Below are 15,309 nucleotides of genomic sequence, written 5' to 3'. Positions count from 1 at the left end.
GAATGGGGCTGGCTCAGGTCACCTCGGCGCTGATTCCGAAGTCGCGCCCGTCAGCAGACCATGCACCTGCGCCGGCCATGGCGAGCGCCAGGAAGCCGCCGGCAATGGCGATGTCCTTCATCAGCATCTGCTGGTGCAGGAAAGCGAGAGTGGCATCGTCGCCGCCCTGGCCGTAATGGCCGGTGAAGCCCGCGACGATGCAGAAGGCGGCAAGCAGAAGCGCTACGATCCGGATCTGGAAACCGATGAGGATCAAGAGCCCTGCAATCAGTTCAAACAAGCCGGAGCCCAAGGCCGCTAGAGTCGGCAACGGCAAGCCGAGCCCGGCGAAATAGTTGATTGTGCCGGAGATGTTGGTGAGCGCCTGGAATCCCGACGGCACGAAGAGCGCGGCGAGAAGCAGCCGCGAGACCAGAAGCAACGCATTGCGAAACATTGGCCACCTCCCTTGCCGGTGCATAACGCCGGCTGCGGCGCAGTCTACGCCTGCAACGAAAAAGCGGCGCGGAAAATTCCACGCCGCTTTTGAGTTTGGGCTTGGGAGGAAAGAAGGATCAGGCGCGCTTGACGTCGATCGAATAGGCGCCGGCGCCGGACGAGGCGAGCAGGAGGAAGCCGCCGGTGATGGCGAGGTTCTTGAGGAACTGGATCATCTGCATCTGGTCGGCCCAGCCGGTGTGAGCGACCAGCCCGGTGGCGATCGTGAAGATGGCGAGCACCCAGGCAGCGATTCGGGTCTGGAAACCGAGGAGGATGGCGACGCCGCCAAGCAGTTCGATCAGGCCCACGACAACGGCGGTCACGGTCGGGACCGGCAGGCCAAGCGCGCCGAAATAGGCGGCGGTGCCGGAAATGGCGGTGAGCTTGCCGAAGCCGGAAAGCAGGAAGATCACGGCCAGAAGGATGCGGCCGAGCAGGATCGTGGTGGAGCTGTTGGATGCGGTGCCGTTGCCGGCGACGGAAGAGTTGATGGACATGGCGGTTCTCCGAACGGGTTGAATAGTCCGTCAGATAAACGATCGAGACTGTTCACAAAAAGCCACCTATACGGCGACACATTGTTCACAGAACCTGTATCCCATGATTGTGAAACCGGCGCAAAATTCATGTCGCCAGAGACAGCACCGGGAGAAAATTGTCCCATCGCAAAACATTGGGCTGTGACTTGACCGCCGTTACCCGGGATGCGTCATGTCCTCAGGGCGCACCAGCCGATCATAGTCAGCCTCGCTGACCAGCCCCGTCGCCAGGGCCTCCTCACGCAAGGTCGTGCCGTTCTTGTGCGCGGTCTTGGCGATCTTGGCGGCGTTGTCGTAGCCGATGGTGGGGGCCAGCGCCGTCACCAGCATCAGCGAGCGCTCCAGCGCGGCCTTGATATTGTCCTCGCGAGCCTCGATGCCGACCACGCAATTGTCCGTGAAAGAGACGGAGGCGTCGGCCAGCAACTGCACCGACTGCAGGAAGTTGTAAGCCATCAGTGGGTTATAGACATTGAGCTCGAAATGGCCCTGGCTGCCGGCGAAGGTGAGCGCCGCATTGTTGCCGAACACCTGCACGCAGACCTGCGTCAGCGCCTCGCACTGGGTCGGGTTGACCTTGCCTGGCATGATCGACGAGCCCGGCTCGTTCTCCGGCAGCGACAGCTCGCCGAGGCCCGAACGCGGGCCGGAGCCGAGCAGGCGGATGTCGTTGGCGATCTTGAAGAGAGCCGCGGCCGCCGCGTTGATCGCGCCATGTGAGAACACCATGGAATCATGCGCCGCCAGCGCCTCGAACTTGTTCGGCGCGGTCACGAAGGCGATGCCGGTGATGGCGGCGATGCGGTCTGCCACCTTTTCCGCGAAGCCGACCGGCGCGTTGAGGCCGGTGCCGACGGCGGTGCCGCCTTGCGCCAGTTCCTGCAGGCCGGGCAGTGTCTGCTCGATGCGCTTGATCGAGGAGGCGACCTGCGCGGCATAGCCGGAAAATTCCTGGCCAAGGGTCAGCGGCGTGGCGTCCTGCGTGTGCGTGCGGCCGATCTTGATGATGTGGTTGAAGGCGCGCGCCTTGGCGTCGAGCGCCTTGTGCAGATGGTGCAGGGCAGGGATCAGGTGGTGGACGACCTGCTCGGCGCAGGCGATGTGCATGGCCGTCGGATAGGTGTCGTTCGACGACTGGCTCATATTGACGTGATCGTTGGGGTGCACCGGCTTCTTCGAGCCCATGACGCCGCCGAGCATCTCGATCGCCCGGTTGGAGATCACTTCGTTGGCGTTCATGTTGGACTGCGTGCCCGAGCCGGTCTGCCAAACCACCAGCGGGAAATGATCGTTGAGCTTGCCGTCAATGACTTCCTGCGCGGCCTCGACGATCGCCTTGCCGATGGCCGGATCGAGCCGCTTCATCTCCATATTCACCTCGGCCGCGGCGCGCTTGACTATGCCGAGCGCGCGCACGATCGAAGCCGGCTGCTTTTCCCAGCCGATCTTGAAATTGCCCAGAGAGCGCTGCGCCTGCGCGCCCCAATAGCGGTCGGCCGCCACCTCGATGGGACCGAACGTATCGGTTTCGGTTCTGGTCGTTTCAGCGCTCACGAGAACTCTCCGGTCTGTCGATTTGGGCAAGGGCGTATCGCGTTGCACAAACGGCATCAAGCGGAGATTGCGGGCGAGCAAGATGCAAATCGGTTGAAGGGAAGGCTCACCCCAGCGGCGGCCCGACAATGTCGATGCCGTTCTCGGCGCACAGCCTGATCAGCATCTCGATCGTCTGCGGCGTCGGCGTCGCCGCCGGCGGCAGGTCGGGCCGTTCAGCGGGGCGGCTTGCCTTGCGCACCATCGTCTCGAAATCCGGGCCGCGCGTCACTGTGAGCGTATGCGCCCCTTCCGGAGACTCAACCCTGTAGGTGTGTGGCAGGCCTTTCGGCGCGAGCACCGTCTCGCCGGCGCCGGCAATCCGCTCACGGCCGTTGATGACGAAGCGTATCCGCCCTTCAAGGATATGAAACACCTCATCCTCGTTGCGGTGCATGTGCAGCGGCGCGGAATCGCCATAGGGCTGGCGGTGTTCGATAACGCAGATCCCATCCTCGCCCTCGGCCGAAGAGACCTGGATGGCGATGAGCGTGTTGTTGAACCAAAGGAGTTCCTTGCCTGTGATGCTGGTGTTGATCATTGTCATGATTGCTCTTTCTCGGTTGGGCGCCGGCGAAACGGCTTCGACAGCGACCTAACTTGGGATGGGCGGCCGACGGAAATCGAATGATCGTATGGGGCGGATCGATGCGATGAATTTGAATGCGCTCGACCTTAATCTGGTAAGGGTGCTCGACGCGCTTCTGCGCGAGAAGAGCGTGACGCGCGCCGGCGAGCAGATCGGCCTTAGCCAGCCGGCCGTCAGCGCGGCCCTCAACCGCCTGCGCCATGCGCTGAACGACCAGCTCTTCGTGCGCCGCGGCAACGACATGGTGCCGACGCCGCGCGCCGAGAGCCTTGCGGAGCCGGTGCGGGCGGCACTGCGCGAGATCGAGCGCGCCTTTCAGCCGGCAACCGATTTCGATCCGGCGAGGCTGGAACGGACCTTCACGCTTATGGGTGCCGATTTCTTCTCCATGCTCCTGATGCCGCCCTTTGCCGCCCGCATCGCGGTGGTAGCCCCCGGCGTATCGTTCCGCTTCCTCGACAGCGCCATTGGCGACGTCTCGAAGCTGCTGCAGGAGGATCGGATCGACCTTGCGCTGGAGCGCCCGCTGGAGGTCGCGGAGTGGGTATCGAGCGTGGCGCTGTTCGGCTCGCCTTTCGCCGTCATCGCCGCAAAGGGCAACGCCGCGCTCGGTCGGGCGGGCATCGGCGAGGGCGAAGAGGTGCCGCTCGACCTCTTTTGCGCGCTGCCGCACGCGCTGCGCTCCATCGACGGCTCGATGTCGGGCTTCACTGACGATGCGCTGGGCAGGATGGGCCGCGCGCGTCGCGTCACGCTCGCTTTGCCGCATTTCCAGGCCGTTGCTCTGGCTGTGGCCGGCGGACCCTATCTGGCCGCCGTCCCGACGCAGTTTGCGGTCGAGGCGGCGAAATCGCTGCCGATCGGCATCTATCGTGCGCCGATCTCGATTCCGTCGCCGGCGGTCAGGATGTACTGGCACGCCCGCCGCGACGACGAGCCGCCGCATCGCTGGATTCGCGAGCAGATCCTCGACGAGGTAGGAAAGCTTGGATTCAAGGACTGGAACGACCCATTGAGCGATCAACCTCGCCCCGCAATATAGCCGACATCCACCCGGCGGCCTGTCGCTCGGTTGAACTTTATCCCGCCGAGGCCAGCCCGACGGGCGCGGGCTGGCGTAGCGCCAGCCGCCCCGCGACGAAGTCCTTGACCTGGCGCACTGCCTGCTCGCGCGTGACGCTGCCCGGCTGCAGCCCGAGCCTGAGCCACAACCCGTCGATCAAAGCGGTGATGCCGAGCACGATCTCGTCGGCCAGTTCGGGCGACGTCAGGCCGCGCAGGCCGGACAACAGGTTCGAGCGCATACGCGCGTGGATGACCTTCTGGATGCGCGCCAGCTTCTCGTCGCGCGGCACCTCGGCGCAGAGCGACAGCCAGGCATGGCAGAGTGGCGGCAGGAACAGGTGCTCCTCGAAATTGCCCTCGATCACGGCGTCCAGCCGTTCCATCGGAGACCGCGCCCGCTGCAGTCTGGCGACGACGGCGTGACAGAGCACGGCGTTCGCTTCGCGCATGGCGTGCTCGAACAACTCCTGCTTGTTGCGGAAATAATGCAGCACGATGCCCTTCGAGGCGCCGGCCTGGGCCGCGACCTTTTCCAGCGTCGCGCCAGCGATGCCTTCGCGCTCAAGAACGGCGAACGCCGCCTGCCGCAACTCCTTGCGGCGTATGTCGCTGAGACGCGTCAGTTTCACCGGACCAATCCATGCATGACGAATCTATGTTGACATCTTCGCCCGGTCAGATCAATGATTGACCAATGGGACAATAAAATGACCGATAGGTCAAAATAGTTGAAAAGAGGAGAACCGGAATGTTGCGGATGCTTGCGAATGGCGTTTGTCTCGCGGCCCTGATGCTGGCTTCCCAGGCGGCCCAGGCCGCCGAGCCCGAGAGCTGCAAAGCGGTCCGCATGGCCGAGCCCGGCTGGAATGATCTCGCCTTCACCACCGGCGTGGCCAAGGTCCTCCTGCAGGCGCTCGGCTACGAGCCGCAGAGCGAGGTGCTCGGCATCAACGTCATCTATGAGGGCATGAAGAACAAGGACCTCGACCTGTTCCTCGGCTACTGGGACCCGGCCATGGTCACCTATTACGAGCCCTACAAGAAGGACGGCTCGATCGAGAATGTGCGGGTCAATCTGGTCGGCGCCAAATACACTTTCGCCGTGCCGACCTATGTCTGGGAGGCCGGCGTCAAGGACCTGTCCGACTTGCACAAATTCGCCGACAAGTTCGGCAAGAAGATGTACGGCATCGAGCCTGGCTCCAACCAGCTGATGATGGACGCCATCGCCGATCCGCAATTCGGCCTCGACGGCTGGCAGGTGGTGGAATCGAGCGAGGCCGGCATGCTCTCGGAGGTCGGCTACGAGATCAAGGAGAAGCAGTTCATCGTCTTCCAGGGCTGGGCGCCGCATCCGATGAACACGATGTACGACTTCAAGTATCTGACCGGCGGCGATAAATTCTTCGGTCCGAATTTCGGCGCCGCCACCGTGACCACCCAGGTGCGCAAGGGCTTTCTGCAGGAATGCCCGAACGTGGCGCAGTTTCTCAAGAACCTTGCCTTCGACATCGACATGGAAAATGTCGGCATGGGTTATCTGATCAACGATGGCATGAAGCCGGAAGACGGAGCGCTGAAGTCGATCACCTTGCACAAGGATCGCCTCGATGCCTGGCTTGCGGGCGTCACCACCTTCGACGGCAAGCCCGGCCTCGCCGCGGTCAAGGAAAAGCTTGGACTGTGAAGCCGGCGCTGTCGGAGTTGATGGACCAGGACATCGAGCAATCCACCTGGGCCTGCCGCAAGCGGATGGTCGATGCCGGCGGCCTCGACCTAGCCTATGTCGAGGTCGCCGGTTCGGAGCCGTCGCTTGTCCTGGTGCATGGCTTCACCGACACCAGCCGCAGTTTTTCGTTGCTGGCCCCGCATCTTTCCGGGCGCCGGCTGATCATGCCGGATCTGCGCGGCCATGGCGGCTCGCAGGCGGGCGAGGGCAGCGGCGTCGCCGATTTCGCCGACGACATTGCTGGGCTGATCCAGCGCCTCCAACTGGACCGGCCGATCGTCGTCGGACACTCGCTGGGCGGCATGGTGTCGATCGCGCTGGCCGCGCAATATCCGAAACTGATCGGTGGGCTGATCATCCTGGCCAGCACGCTGAAGCCCGATTTCGCATCGCATCACCAACTGATCGACGGCGTGGCGGCCTTGCGCGACCCGATCTCGCCGTCCGATCCGTTCTATGACTGGTGGCATGCCTGCCAGCCGGGCGTGCCGCAGGCATTTCTCGCCGGTCTCGCGCAGGACGCCTCCGCGATTCCGGCGGCGCGCTGGCGCGCCATTCTGGAAGAGATCCGCCGCACCGATCTGACCGCCGCGGTGCGGGCCGTGCGGGTCCCGACGCTGATCATCGCCGGCGGGCGCGATCCGCTTTTCGGCGAAGCGCACCAGCGGGCGCTGGTCCAGGCAATTGCCGGATCGCGTCTGGTCTGGGCGCGGGACTGCGGCCACAACCCGCATTGGGAAGCCCCGGCGTTCGTGGCTGCAATCATCGGCCAAGCCTTCGGAAACGGCGATACGCGGCGGGGCTAGTCGGGTTCCAAGGTATTCGCCGACTGTCGGTGTTCTTCAGCATATCGGTTTGATCCAACGCAAGGTCGAGTGCAGTCGGCGGTGCAACCATGCAGGCACCGTTCGGCCAAGTTCCATGGCAGGGAGCGGTCGGTTGCCGGTGTCGGTTCCACCGGTGTCTGCCGGAGGAGTTTTGCTGTGAATAAGCTGGTCAGGAATTCGGCTGTGGTGCTTGCCGCGATTTTTGCGACGGCTGGTGCCGCTCAAGCTGCCGCCACGGTTCAGGTTTCGTTGTGGGACAAAGGGGCGAATGTGCCCATGACCACAGGTTTCGCCTACGGAATGTCAGGCGTCGATATGTCAAAGGCAAGCATGGGGATAACGGCCAAGCCCGCGACGGTGAAAGCCGGCAAGATCACCTTCAAGGTGAAGAACAGCTCCAAGGATACCATCCACGAAATGATCATGATGTATCGAGCGGATTCCACGACCCCGCTTCCCTATATTGACGCCGAGAACAGGGTCGATGAGGACAAGGCTGGTGACAAGGGAGAGGTTTCGGAGCTCGACCCGGGCGCTTCGGGCACGCTTACCGTAGACCTGAAACCCGGCAAATACGTGCTCATCTGCAACGTCCCCGGTCATTTCGCGACAGGCATGTGGACGGAGTTCACCGTCAAGCCGTAGCAGCCGGTCGGCGTCGACGCGGCTGATGCTCGGCCGACTGGCAGTTTGCAGCCGGCCGAAGACGCCTCATTGCGCCAGCGGCTTGATCCTCTCGAACCCCACCTCGCTCTGCGCGCTCGTCCCCTCATCATACCGCCGCGCCAGCACTGCCTGCAGGTCCGGCGAATAGAGCGCGGTGAAGGTGTCGATGACGTTGCCCGTGCTGCCGGTGATCGTTTCGCCGACCACGAGCACATTGTATTTGCAGTCGCCGAGCCTGTAGGTGTTCTTGCCTTTGACGGTGAGCGCCAGCGTCTCGGTGCCCTGCGGCGCCTTTTTCGAAGACAGCCGCACGAATTCGGTCTTGCTCTTCGCGCCCGCCTTCAGCGGGAACAGCTTCTTCAAGTCGCCGAGCGGGATCATCGACAGCCGCCCGGTGTCGCTGTCGCGGAACACCTCGATCAGCCCGGCATAAAGATACTGTGTCTGCGGCGTATCCGATTGATATTTGTTGGCGACCGCGACCATGCCGCCGGGCGCCGGTCGGAACTCGCTGCTTATGCCGGGTTTTTCGAGCACGAAGCCGGCTTTTGCGGATTTGGCGTCGACGCAGTCTGCGGCCTGCGCGCCACCGGCGAAGGCGAGCATGGCGAGCACCATGCCGGTTGTAAGGGTCTTCACGCCTTCCTCCCCTGGGTGCATGTACCAGAGCAATGACAGACCCCCGTTGTTCTGTCGACCCAGGAGCTTTCATGCCTTGGCATGGATAGTCTCCCCGGCACGGCATTGAACTGGACGAGGCGGGTCGAGAATGTTTAATCGGGTAACGATGAAACGTCCGTCGTCAGAAATCATCTCGCGCCGTCTGCTCATCACCCGGACGGGACTCCTCGCCGCTGCCTGCGCCCTTCCTCGCGTGGCGTTCGGCCAGACCGGAAAGCGCATCCAGCCGATCGACGCCACCTTCCTCTTCGTCGCCGATATCCATGCCTGCCGCATGGCAAGCGGCCTCAGCCCGAATTGCCTGCAGGAAGGCAAGACCGATGCAGCACTTCTGCGCAATGTCGCGGCCCTGAACGCCATTGCCGACAAGAGGTGGCCGGCCGAGATCAACGGCGTCTCCACTGGCCTGCATTCGGCTGGCACCCGCATCGGCACGCCGCTCGGCCTCGTCACCGGCGGCGACATCACCGATGATGGCGGTGGCCAGGTCACCGAGCCCAGCGAAGGCACGCAGCTTCTGCAGTTCTCCCAGCGCTATCAGGAAGGCATCGGGCCGGATCGCGTCCACATCCCGGTCTATGTCGGGCTCGGCAATCACGATCTCGATCAGAACGGCTCGCCGCCCCATGTCGATTGGTATCGCCGCGAATTGCGAGATTATGTCGAGGTCAATCATCGCCCGGGCGTGTTCTTCAAGCCGCCGGTGCCGGCGACCGAATACGACGTCGACACCGACTGCTATTCCTGGGACTGGGGCGGCCTGCATCTCGTCCAGACACACCGCTTCGCCGGCGACGCTGGCCATGGCGCGCCGAGCAGCTTGCCCTGGCTGAAACAGGACCTTGCCACCTATGCCGGCGATGGCCGACCCGTGATCATCTTCCAGCATTATGGTTGGGACACCTTCTCGACCGAGCGCTGGGATCCGGTGAAACGCACCTATGACGACGATGGTTCAGGCCGCCCACACTGGTGGGGCGAGACCGACCGCCAGGCCCTGCTGGCGGCGATCAAGGGTTACAATGTCATTGCCGTCTTCCACGGCCACCAGCATGAAGTGCCGATGATCTACCAGCGCGACGGCCTCGATCTCGTCAAGCCGAAGGCGGCCTATATGGGCGGCTTCGCGCTCGCGCGCATCACGGCCGACAACATGGATGTGGTGCTGGGCGAGGCGGCCGGCGACCACGGCGAGATCGTTTTCACCAACGCTTTCGCCAAGCAATTCCAGACATGAAAAGGCTGCCTGGCGGCGGCCTACAAAGTCCTGCCGTCAACGTGCTTTCCCGGCGAGGTTGCATCGGGCAATGCAATCCGGTTAGGGTTCGCCGCGGCTGCGGGAGAGGGCAGCCCTGGGGGAACCGGGTTTGCGTCTTCGTGTGGCCTTTGTCGCTGTCCTGATGGCCCTGGCTGGCTGCATCGCCGACGACGTCGGACCGATCAACACGCTCACCAGGCAAGCCGGTCGCCCGTCACCCACTTACATTCCCGACCCAGCCGATGACGGCTCGACCGTCGTGGGACTTGCGTTTTCCGGCGGCGGCACCCGGGCCGCCGCTTTCTCCTACGGCGTCTTGCGGGCGCTGGACGACGTCGTCATCGACCAACGCCCGAAACGGCGCACGCTGGTCGACGACATAAGGATGATTTCGGGCGCCTCGGGCGGCGCCGTCGCCGCTGCATATTTCGGCTACAAGGGCAGGGACGGCTACCGGGATTTCCGCGAGCGCTTCCTGACCCAGAACGCCGAGGCCGATCTCAGGACATCGTTCTCGCCGGTCAACTTCATCCGCGCCTATTATGGCGGCGTCAACGACCGCAGCGGCTTCGCCAAATGGCTGAACGACCATCTCTTCGACGGCGCGACATTCAAGGCCTTCCATCGAGCGCAAGGTCCGATCGTCTGGATCAATGCATCCGACATCTACAATCGCACGCCCTTCCTTTTCAGCTACGACACCTTCGCCGCGCTGTGCAGCGACCTCGACAAGGTGCGGATTGCCGATGCTGTCGCGGCATCGGCCGCCGTGCCGATCGTCTTCGCGCCGATCGTCGTCTCGGCGACCAGCCCGCATTGCGGTTACCGCAGGCCGCAATGGCTGAGCGAGGCGCTCGCGGACCGCAATGCCTCGCTACGGCTCAAGGCCTATGCCAGCGCGCTCGATTCCTACCAGAACGACGATCCGCTCGACTATGTGAAGCTGCTCGACGGTGGGCTGACGGACAATATCGGCGTCACCGGCTTCACGCTTGAGCGCTCGGCCGCCGGCACGCCTTACGGGCCGCTGTCGCCGTCGGCCGCGGTCCGCCTGACGACGCTGATCTTCATCGTCGCCGACGCCGGGAGCGACAGCGATGTGAACTGGGCGAAGTCGCTGCACGGGCCAAGGGCCGCCGAGCTCCTCGACGCCGTGACCAGCACCACGCTTGCCGCCTCGGTGCGCGACGAGTTCGATGCGCTGAAACTTGCCGTCTCGCAATGGAAAGGCGAACTGGTTCGCTATCGCTGCGGGCTGCCGTCCTCGACGGTTTCGGCCTATCGCGGTTCGTCAGCCGGGTGGAACTGCCGTGATGTCCGCCTTGTGGTCCAGCACCTTTCCTTTGCCGATCTCGACCCGGCGACGCAGGCGAAGCTGAACGAGATTCCGACCAGGCTCAGGCTGCCTGTCGACCAGGTCGATCTCACGATCGATGCCGGCCGCAGGGCGCTCGAGGTCAATCCCGACATCCAGACGGCAGTCGCCGCGATCCAGGCCCGTGCCGGCGTGAGGCCGCCGGCGATCACGACGGCCGAAGCGAATTGACATCATCAGGAGACAGTTCTTGGCAGAGTTCACCCTCTATATCGGCAACAAATGCTTTTCGTCCTGGTCGCTCAGGCCCTGGGTGGCCATGCGGCACCTGGAAATACCTTTCGAGGAGGGCTTCGTGCGGCTGCGCACGCCGCAGACCGCGGCCAACCTCGCCAAGGTGTCGCCGACCGGGCTTGTGCCGGTGTTGAATCACAATGGCAGGATCGTCTGGGAAACGCTTGCTATCCTTGAATATCTTGCTGACCTCTACCCTGAGAAAAGGCTTTGGCCGGACGACCTCGGCGCTCGCGCGCTAGCGCGCTCGGTTGCGACCGAGATGCACTCCGGCTTCCGCGAGGTTCGTTACGGCTGGCCGATGAACCTGCGTCGGCCGAAATCGCACAAGCCGCTCGATGCCGAGGGCGAGGCGCAGCGGGCAAGGATCGAAGCGATCTGGCGCCAGTGCCGCGAGCAATATGGCCAGGGCGGCCCGTTCCTGTTCGGTCATTTCACTGCGGCCGATGCCATGTATGCGCCGGTGGTCACGCGCTTCGACACTTATGGCGGCGAGTTGGCGCCCGTCACCCGCGCCTATGTCGATGCGGTGCTGGCGATGCCTGCGATGCGGCACTGGTACGCGGAAGCCGCCAAGGAGCCATGGCCGGAGCCTGGCCCGGATGAATAGAGCTATTCCGCAAGAAGGTGTAACATTTCGTGGAGGTTGCGCAGCGGATCCGCCCCGTGGGCGGCCGGCGGCAATAGGCTTTCGGGGAGGCGGCGATGGCCAACAGTGAAGCATCGCGTGAAGCCACGGCGTCAAAGATCTTCCATTGCCGGCTGATCCCGCCGCGGCCGGATTTCGCCCTCACCATGTCGGAGGAGGAAAGGGCGCTGATGGGCAGGCATGCCGACTATCTGCGCGAGAAGCTCCGCGAAGGCATCATGATCATGGCAGGCCCGGTCGCCGATCCGGCCGGCCCATGGGGGCTGCTGATCCTGCGTGCCGGCAGCGAGGCGGAGGCGAGGGCGGTGACCGACGCCGACCCGGTGGCGCGTTCGGGTCGCGGCTTCCGCTATGAAATCCTGCCGATGTTGAGCGTGATCATGTAGGCGTCCTTGTGCCGTTAGCCTCTTTCGACTGCTGACGGCGCTGCAACAACGCCCGACTCCGGCGGCGGTTCCCTAACTCGGCAAAATAATTGACGTCTGTTCGCGGACGTCGCGACCGGATCGGTATGTCGGTAACCGCAGGTCTTTTCCGTTCCGGTGGCCCGATTGTGTGCTAGGACCGCTCGGCGACCGCAACGTGAGTCACCGAAGCTTTTCAGGGATCGACATGGCCATCAAGTTTTCCGCCAAGGAGCAGCCACCGGCTCCGGCCGCCATCGCGAAGCCGGCCAAGCCAACCGCCGCTCCGCAAGCCGACAAACCGCTCGACGTCGATCTCCTCCGGCAGCCGGCCCAGAAGCCGCCGCGCAAGACCAGGAAGAAATAGAGGAATGCCGCACGAGGCCGATCACAGTCGCCTGCCTTGGCCGTCCGCTACGGCGGTCGATCCCCGCTGGCCGACGGGCGATGGCGCGGCCGTGTTCGACTGCCAGAGCTGCGGCGCCTGTTGCTCCTATTCGGCCGACTGGCCGCGCTTCTCGACCGAAGAGGACGCGCGACTCGAACGCATTCCGGAGAAATTTGTGTCGGCCGACCTGTCCGGCATGCGTTGCGAGGGCGCACGGTGCTCGGCGCTCACGGGTGACATCGGCAAGCATACGGCCTGCGGCATCTATGATCTCCGCCCCGATGTCTGCCGCGCCTGCATGCCCGGCGGCGACGACTGCCTGATGGCGAGGGCCGCGCATGGGCTGCCGGTGAGCTAATCTCACGCGCTTGCCGAAATCCGCACCTCCCGGTACCTTCCGGCCGGGCAGGGTCGCGGAGGAAATCCATGAGCATCGAATTCCTGTTGACGTCGCTGATCATCGTGGCCTCGCCCGGCACCGGCGTCCTCTACACGCTGAGCGCCGGCCTCTCGCGCGGCGCACGCGCCGCTGTCGTCGCCGCATTCGCCTGCACGCTGGGCATCATTCCGCATATGGCGGCCGCCATCACTGGCCTCGCCGCTGTGCTGCACACCAGCGCCGTCGCCTTCGAGACGCTGAAATATCTCGGCGTCGCCTACCTGCTCTACATGGCCTGGAACACGTTGAAGGAAAAAGGCGGCCTCAGCATCGATGAGGACGCCGCGCCGCGCTCGACCGCCAGGACGATCACCACCGGCATCCTGGTCAACGTGCTGAACCCGAAACTGTCGATCTTCTTCTTCGCCTTCCTGCCGCAATTCGTCAGCACCACCGAGCCGCATGCTTTCGCCAGGATGCTGGAGCTCTCCGGCGTCTTCATGCTGATGACCTTCGTCGTCTTCGCCGTCTATGGCGTGTTCGCGGCCTCGGTGCGCAGCCACATCGTGTCGCGGCCGAAGGTGTTGACCTGGATGCGCAGGACCTTCGCCGGCGCCTTCGTCATGCTCGGCGCCAAGCTGGCGCTGGTAGATCGCTAGAGCAATTCCAGGAAAAGTGTGAGCGGTTTTCCGTCTGGAATTGCGTAAAAACAACGAGATAGGACATTCACCGTTTCCGTGAAACGGTGAATGTCTATCTTGCAACACCGATCGAAACGCGGGCAGCCATGACGGATGCTGGCGACAAAGCTATTTTTTGGCGCTTAGCTTGCTCCTGCAGGCCGCCATCACACTCACACCCAAATTGCTTTGATATGCGGTCATAACGCCGGGTCGCTCTGAGTACGCGTCCGCATAGTCATGTGCATAACACTCACAAAGAGAAGGAAGAACGCTTTTGTCAAACACCGACGAATAGAGAGACACGCATTTCTCTTGCGAATAGGCTTGGATGGATGGGCTATCAACGCAGTCCAACTGGATATTGTCGAAGACTGTGGATGCCCTTTCCCTGGGATGCTCCAGGCGCCTCTGCAGATAATGCTCACCCAGGCAAGAGCAGTTATGAAATGTTGAATAAGAAGAGTTGACTTTGCAGTTTCTGACGAAGAGCGCAGTTTCGTCTTTCAATTCCTGTTGCTATTGTATGTTTAGAGCCAGAAATTTCGAACTTTTTGCCGGATCGTCGCCGTTGTTTGCTGCTGTTGATTTGTCTTCGTTGTTAAAAGCCGTAACATCAAAAGAGTAAACTTCCGTCTCCATTTTCTCGTCATAGATCAGAAGCTGTTTTAGCCTAGTCCTCAGGCTCAACAAGTCCGGTTTGGCATCGACGGCCTCGAAGACGGCCAAAACGGTTACCCGGCGCGGACTCATAACGCTGCCGTTGCGGATTGTTTCGAGCGCCTTCCGTGCCGCCTTCTCGTCGAGAGGCAAAAGCATCTGAGGCTCGACGTGAAAGTCGGCGACCAAAGAAACCATACTGCCCAGAGACCTTGCCAGGGACACAGCGCCATTCTCCAGATAGACATTCGAGAGAAAGTTGGTGTCAACGAAGAAGCCTTGCCTTGAGCTGTCATACTCTGGAAGGTCGGTGTGGTAGACATAGGCGAACTGGTAGGGCGGTTTCGGCGCGATTTTTCTAAGCATGTCCGCATACTTCGTCAGAAACGCTTGGCGAGAATCCGCTTTCTGGAATTCATCGTCACCTTTCCAGGTGCTTCCATTAGAATAATATGGGCTATCCGACGGCAAGAACCAGTTTGCAAAGCGTGCCGCCACATCATCGCCAGTAGTCCTCTGCTCGATGAAATTTGGACGCAATCCAAGAGCCATCAGGTCCAAAATCGGCTGTTGGCTGGTGGTGTCGTGATGGTTGAGAACCGGAGGCCTTTCCAGAAGAATATTTGCTGCGGCTTCAGCCCGTCGCTGGGTTTGAGCAATGCCTCAGCGGAGAACCCGGCAGCCAACACATCGCCCAACCCGATGACGACAAAAATCGTCAGAAACAGAACGGAAAGCAAAATGGTAGTCGGATGTCGCGCACAACTGCTCATCTTGCCCCCCAAAAACCAAGCGCGGATGGCTTCCCCAACGACAAAATTGAAGCTTGGCCGCTCCTCCGTCAACTAAGCCCTATGGAGGACGTCTCGCTTCCGCTCCGCAGAACCGGCTGACCCAACTGATGGAGCTCACCGATCTCGTTACTGCGTGATCTTCCAGACGATCCAGCGCAGCCCCATGACCTTCGTGAAACTCAACAGGATCGCGCGGCGAGTTGCCCGGAATCCTGACCTTGGCGGGGGGATTCCGGGCCGGGACCTGAGCCGGCTTTCCGCGCCAGGCGGTAGTGTGCTGAGAGTTCTGCAAATTCGCTGAGAGAGGGCGGTCATGGCA

Annotated in this window: 19 protein-coding genes; 11 read left to right on the top strand and 8 right to left on the bottom strand. The window is 62.6% G+C overall.

All coding sequences use genetic code 11. The annotated features are described in order from the left end of the window. Positions 1-13: 13 nt before the first annotated feature. The 4 genes from E5X34_RS28685 to E5X34_RS28670 all read right to left on the bottom strand — a co-directional run bounded on the left by E5X34_RS28685 (position 14) and on the right by E5X34_RS28670 (position 3,159). On the bottom strand, positions 14-436 hold the full coding sequence (locus tag E5X34_RS28685; protein ID WP_292571969.1) for a DoxX family protein: 423 nt from the start codon (positions 434-436) through the stop codon (positions 14-16). Between the two features lie 118 nt (positions 437-554). Next, a complete protein-coding gene (locus E5X34_RS28680) occupies positions 555-977 on the bottom strand; it encodes a DoxX family protein (protein ID WP_292571966.1) in 423 nt (140 codons plus the stop codon). Positions 978-1,175: 198 nt separating this feature from the next. Then, positions 1,176-2,573 carry a class II fumarate hydratase gene (gene fumC, locus E5X34_RS28675; RefSeq protein ID WP_292571963.1) on the bottom strand — a complete coding sequence of 466 codons (1,398 nt, stop codon included), beginning with the start codon at positions 2,571-2,573 and terminating at the stop codon, positions 1,176-1,178. Between the two features lie 106 nt (positions 2,574-2,679). Then, positions 2,680-3,159 (bottom strand): cupin domain-containing protein, encoded by a 480-nt coding sequence (locus E5X34_RS28670; RefSeq protein ID WP_292571960.1) that lies wholly within the window; start codon positions 3,157-3,159, stop codon positions 2,680-2,682. A 106-nt stretch (positions 3,160-3,265) separates the two neighbouring features. Between E5X34_RS28670 and E5X34_RS28665 the strand changes: the two genes are divergently transcribed. Further along, entirely contained in the window at positions 3,266-4,243 is a 978-nt protein-coding gene (locus E5X34_RS28665; protein WP_292571957.1) for a LysR family transcriptional regulator, read from the top strand. A 37-nt stretch (positions 4,244-4,280) separates the two neighbouring features. Here the strand turns inward: E5X34_RS28665 and betI are convergent, their stop codons facing one another. Then, positions 4,281-4,895, bottom strand: coding sequence for a transcriptional regulator BetI (gene betI / locus E5X34_RS28660; RefSeq protein ID WP_292571953.1), 615 nt, complete (start codon positions 4,893-4,895; stop codon positions 4,281-4,283). 119 nt (positions 4,896-5,014) lie between these two features. Here betI and choX point away from each other — a divergent pair, with 119 nt between their 5' ends. From choX to E5X34_RS28645, 3 genes are all read left to right on the top strand, one after another. After that, positions 5,015-5,953, top strand: a complete 939-nt coding sequence (gene choX / locus E5X34_RS28655; protein ID WP_292571950.1) for a choline ABC transporter substrate-binding protein — start codon at positions 5,015-5,017, stop codon at positions 5,951-5,953. Continuing rightward, a complete protein-coding gene (locus E5X34_RS28650; RefSeq protein WP_292571947.1) occupies positions 5,950-6,801 on the top strand; it encodes an alpha/beta hydrolase in 852 nt (283 codons plus the stop codon). The genes choX and E5X34_RS28650 overlap by 4 nt, the downstream gene beginning before the upstream one ends. Before the next feature lie 177 nt (positions 6,802-6,978). Continuing rightward, positions 6,979-7,467, top strand: coding sequence for a sulfocyanin-like copper-binding protein (locus E5X34_RS28645; RefSeq protein ID WP_292571944.1), 489 nt, complete (start codon positions 6,979-6,981; stop codon positions 7,465-7,467). A gap of 66 nt (positions 7,468-7,533) precedes the next feature. On the opposite strand, the gene E5X34_RS28640 is transcribed toward E5X34_RS28645, so the two are convergent. Next, the gene (locus E5X34_RS28640) at positions 7,534-8,127 is read right to left on the bottom strand and encodes a hypothetical protein (RefSeq protein ID WP_292571941.1); all 594 of its coding nucleotides are present in this window, start codon (positions 8,125-8,127) and stop codon (positions 7,534-7,536) included. 130 nt (positions 8,128-8,257) lie between these two features. Here E5X34_RS28640 and E5X34_RS28635 point away from each other — a divergent pair, with 130 nt between their 5' ends. From E5X34_RS28635 to E5X34_RS28605, 7 genes are all read left to right on the top strand, one after another. Then, on the top strand, positions 8,258-9,406 hold the full coding sequence (locus E5X34_RS28635; RefSeq protein ID WP_292571938.1) for a metallophosphoesterase: 1,149 nt from the start codon (positions 8,258-8,260) through the stop codon (positions 9,404-9,406). A 163-nt stretch (positions 9,407-9,569) separates the two neighbouring features. Next, entirely contained in the window at positions 9,570-10,973 is a 1,404-nt protein-coding gene (locus E5X34_RS28630; protein ID WP_292572062.1) for a patatin-like phospholipase family protein, read from the top strand. A gap of 19 nt (positions 10,974-10,992) precedes the next feature. After that, on the top strand, positions 10,993-11,646 hold the full coding sequence (locus tag E5X34_RS28625; RefSeq protein WP_292571935.1) for a glutathione S-transferase family protein: 654 nt from the start codon (positions 10,993-10,995) through the stop codon (positions 11,644-11,646). A gap of 95 nt (positions 11,647-11,741) precedes the next feature. Beyond that, positions 11,742-12,071 carry a YciI family protein gene (locus E5X34_RS28620; protein WP_292571932.1) on the top strand — a complete coding sequence of 110 codons (330 nt, stop codon included), beginning with the start codon at positions 11,742-11,744 and terminating at the stop codon, positions 12,069-12,071. A gap of 226 nt (positions 12,072-12,297) precedes the next feature. After that, positions 12,298-12,456 carry a hypothetical protein gene (locus E5X34_RS28615; RefSeq protein WP_292571929.1) on the top strand — a complete coding sequence of 53 codons (159 nt, stop codon included), beginning with the start codon at positions 12,298-12,300 and terminating at the stop codon, positions 12,454-12,456. Positions 12,457-12,460: 4 nt separating this feature from the next. Beyond that, positions 12,461-12,835 carry a YkgJ family cysteine cluster protein gene (locus E5X34_RS28610; RefSeq protein WP_292571926.1) on the top strand — a complete coding sequence of 125 codons (375 nt, stop codon included), beginning with the start codon at positions 12,461-12,463 and terminating at the stop codon, positions 12,833-12,835. A gap of 68 nt (positions 12,836-12,903) precedes the next feature. Further along, positions 12,904-13,515: a LysE family translocator gene (locus E5X34_RS28605; protein ID WP_292571921.1), complete on the top strand. Its 612-nt coding sequence runs from the start codon at positions 12,904-12,906 to the stop codon at positions 13,513-13,515. A 540-nt stretch (positions 13,516-14,055) separates the two neighbouring features. On the opposite strand, the gene E5X34_RS28600 is transcribed toward E5X34_RS28605, so the two are convergent. Both E5X34_RS28600 and E5X34_RS28595 read right to left on the bottom strand, forming a co-directional pair. Further along, positions 14,056-14,748: a hypothetical protein gene (locus E5X34_RS28600; protein WP_292571918.1), complete on the bottom strand. Its 693-nt coding sequence runs from the start codon at positions 14,746-14,748 to the stop codon at positions 14,056-14,058. Continuing rightward, entirely contained in the window at positions 14,748-15,041 is a 294-nt protein-coding gene (locus E5X34_RS28595; protein ID WP_292571915.1) for a hypothetical protein, read from the bottom strand. Before E5X34_RS28595 ends, E5X34_RS28600 begins: the two co-directional genes overlap by 1 nt. Between the last annotated feature and the right edge of the window lie 268 nt (positions 15,042-15,309).

This window comes from Mesorhizobium sp. (assembly GCF_004963255.1).
Classification (GTDB): Bacteria; Pseudomonadota; Alphaproteobacteria; order Rhizobiales; family Rhizobiaceae; genus Mesorhizobium.
This window is presented reverse-complemented; position numbering and strand designations above follow the sequence as displayed.

Bases quoted from the DNA above. Each gene is read 5' to 3' on its own strand.
- E5X34_RS28685 (WP_292571969.1), bottom strand. From the start codon at position 436: ATGTTTCGCAATGCGTTGCTTCTGGTCTCGCGGCTGCTTCTCGCCGCG.
- E5X34_RS28680 (WP_292571966.1), bottom strand. From the start codon at position 977: ATGTCCATCAACTCTTCCGTCGCCGGCAACGGCACCGCATCCAACAGC.
- E5X34_RS28670 (WP_292571960.1), bottom strand. From the start codon at position 3,159: ATGACAATGATCAACACCAGCATCACAGGCAAGGAACTCCTTTGGTTC.
- E5X34_RS28665 (WP_292571957.1), top strand. From the start codon at position 3,266: ATGAATTTGAATGCGCTCGACCTTAATCTGGTAAGGGTGCTCGACGCG.
- choX (WP_292571950.1), top strand. From the start codon at position 5,015: ATGTTGCGGATGCTTGCGAATGGCGTTTGTCTCGCGGCCCTGATGCTG.
- E5X34_RS28635 (WP_292571938.1), top strand. From the start codon at position 8,258: ATGTTTAATCGGGTAACGATGAAACGTCCGTCGTCAGAAATCATCTCG.
- E5X34_RS28630 (WP_292572062.1), top strand. From the start codon at position 9,570: ATGGCCCTGGCTGGCTGCATCGCCGACGACGTCGGACCGATCAACACG.
- E5X34_RS28620 (WP_292571932.1), top strand. From the start codon at position 11,742: ATGGCCAACAGTGAAGCATCGCGTGAAGCCACGGCGTCAAAGATCTTC.
- E5X34_RS28615 (WP_292571929.1), top strand. From the start codon at position 12,298: ATGGCCATCAAGTTTTCCGCCAAGGAGCAGCCACCGGCTCCGGCCGCC.
- E5X34_RS28610 (WP_292571926.1), top strand. From the start codon at position 12,461: ATGCCGCACGAGGCCGATCACAGTCGCCTGCCTTGGCCGTCCGCTACG.
- E5X34_RS28605 (WP_292571921.1), top strand. From the start codon at position 12,904: ATGAGCATCGAATTCCTGTTGACGTCGCTGATCATCGTGGCCTCGCCC.
- E5X34_RS28600 (WP_292571918.1), bottom strand. From the start codon at position 14,748: ATGGCTCTTGGATTGCGTCCAAATTTCATCGAGCAGAGGACTACTGGC.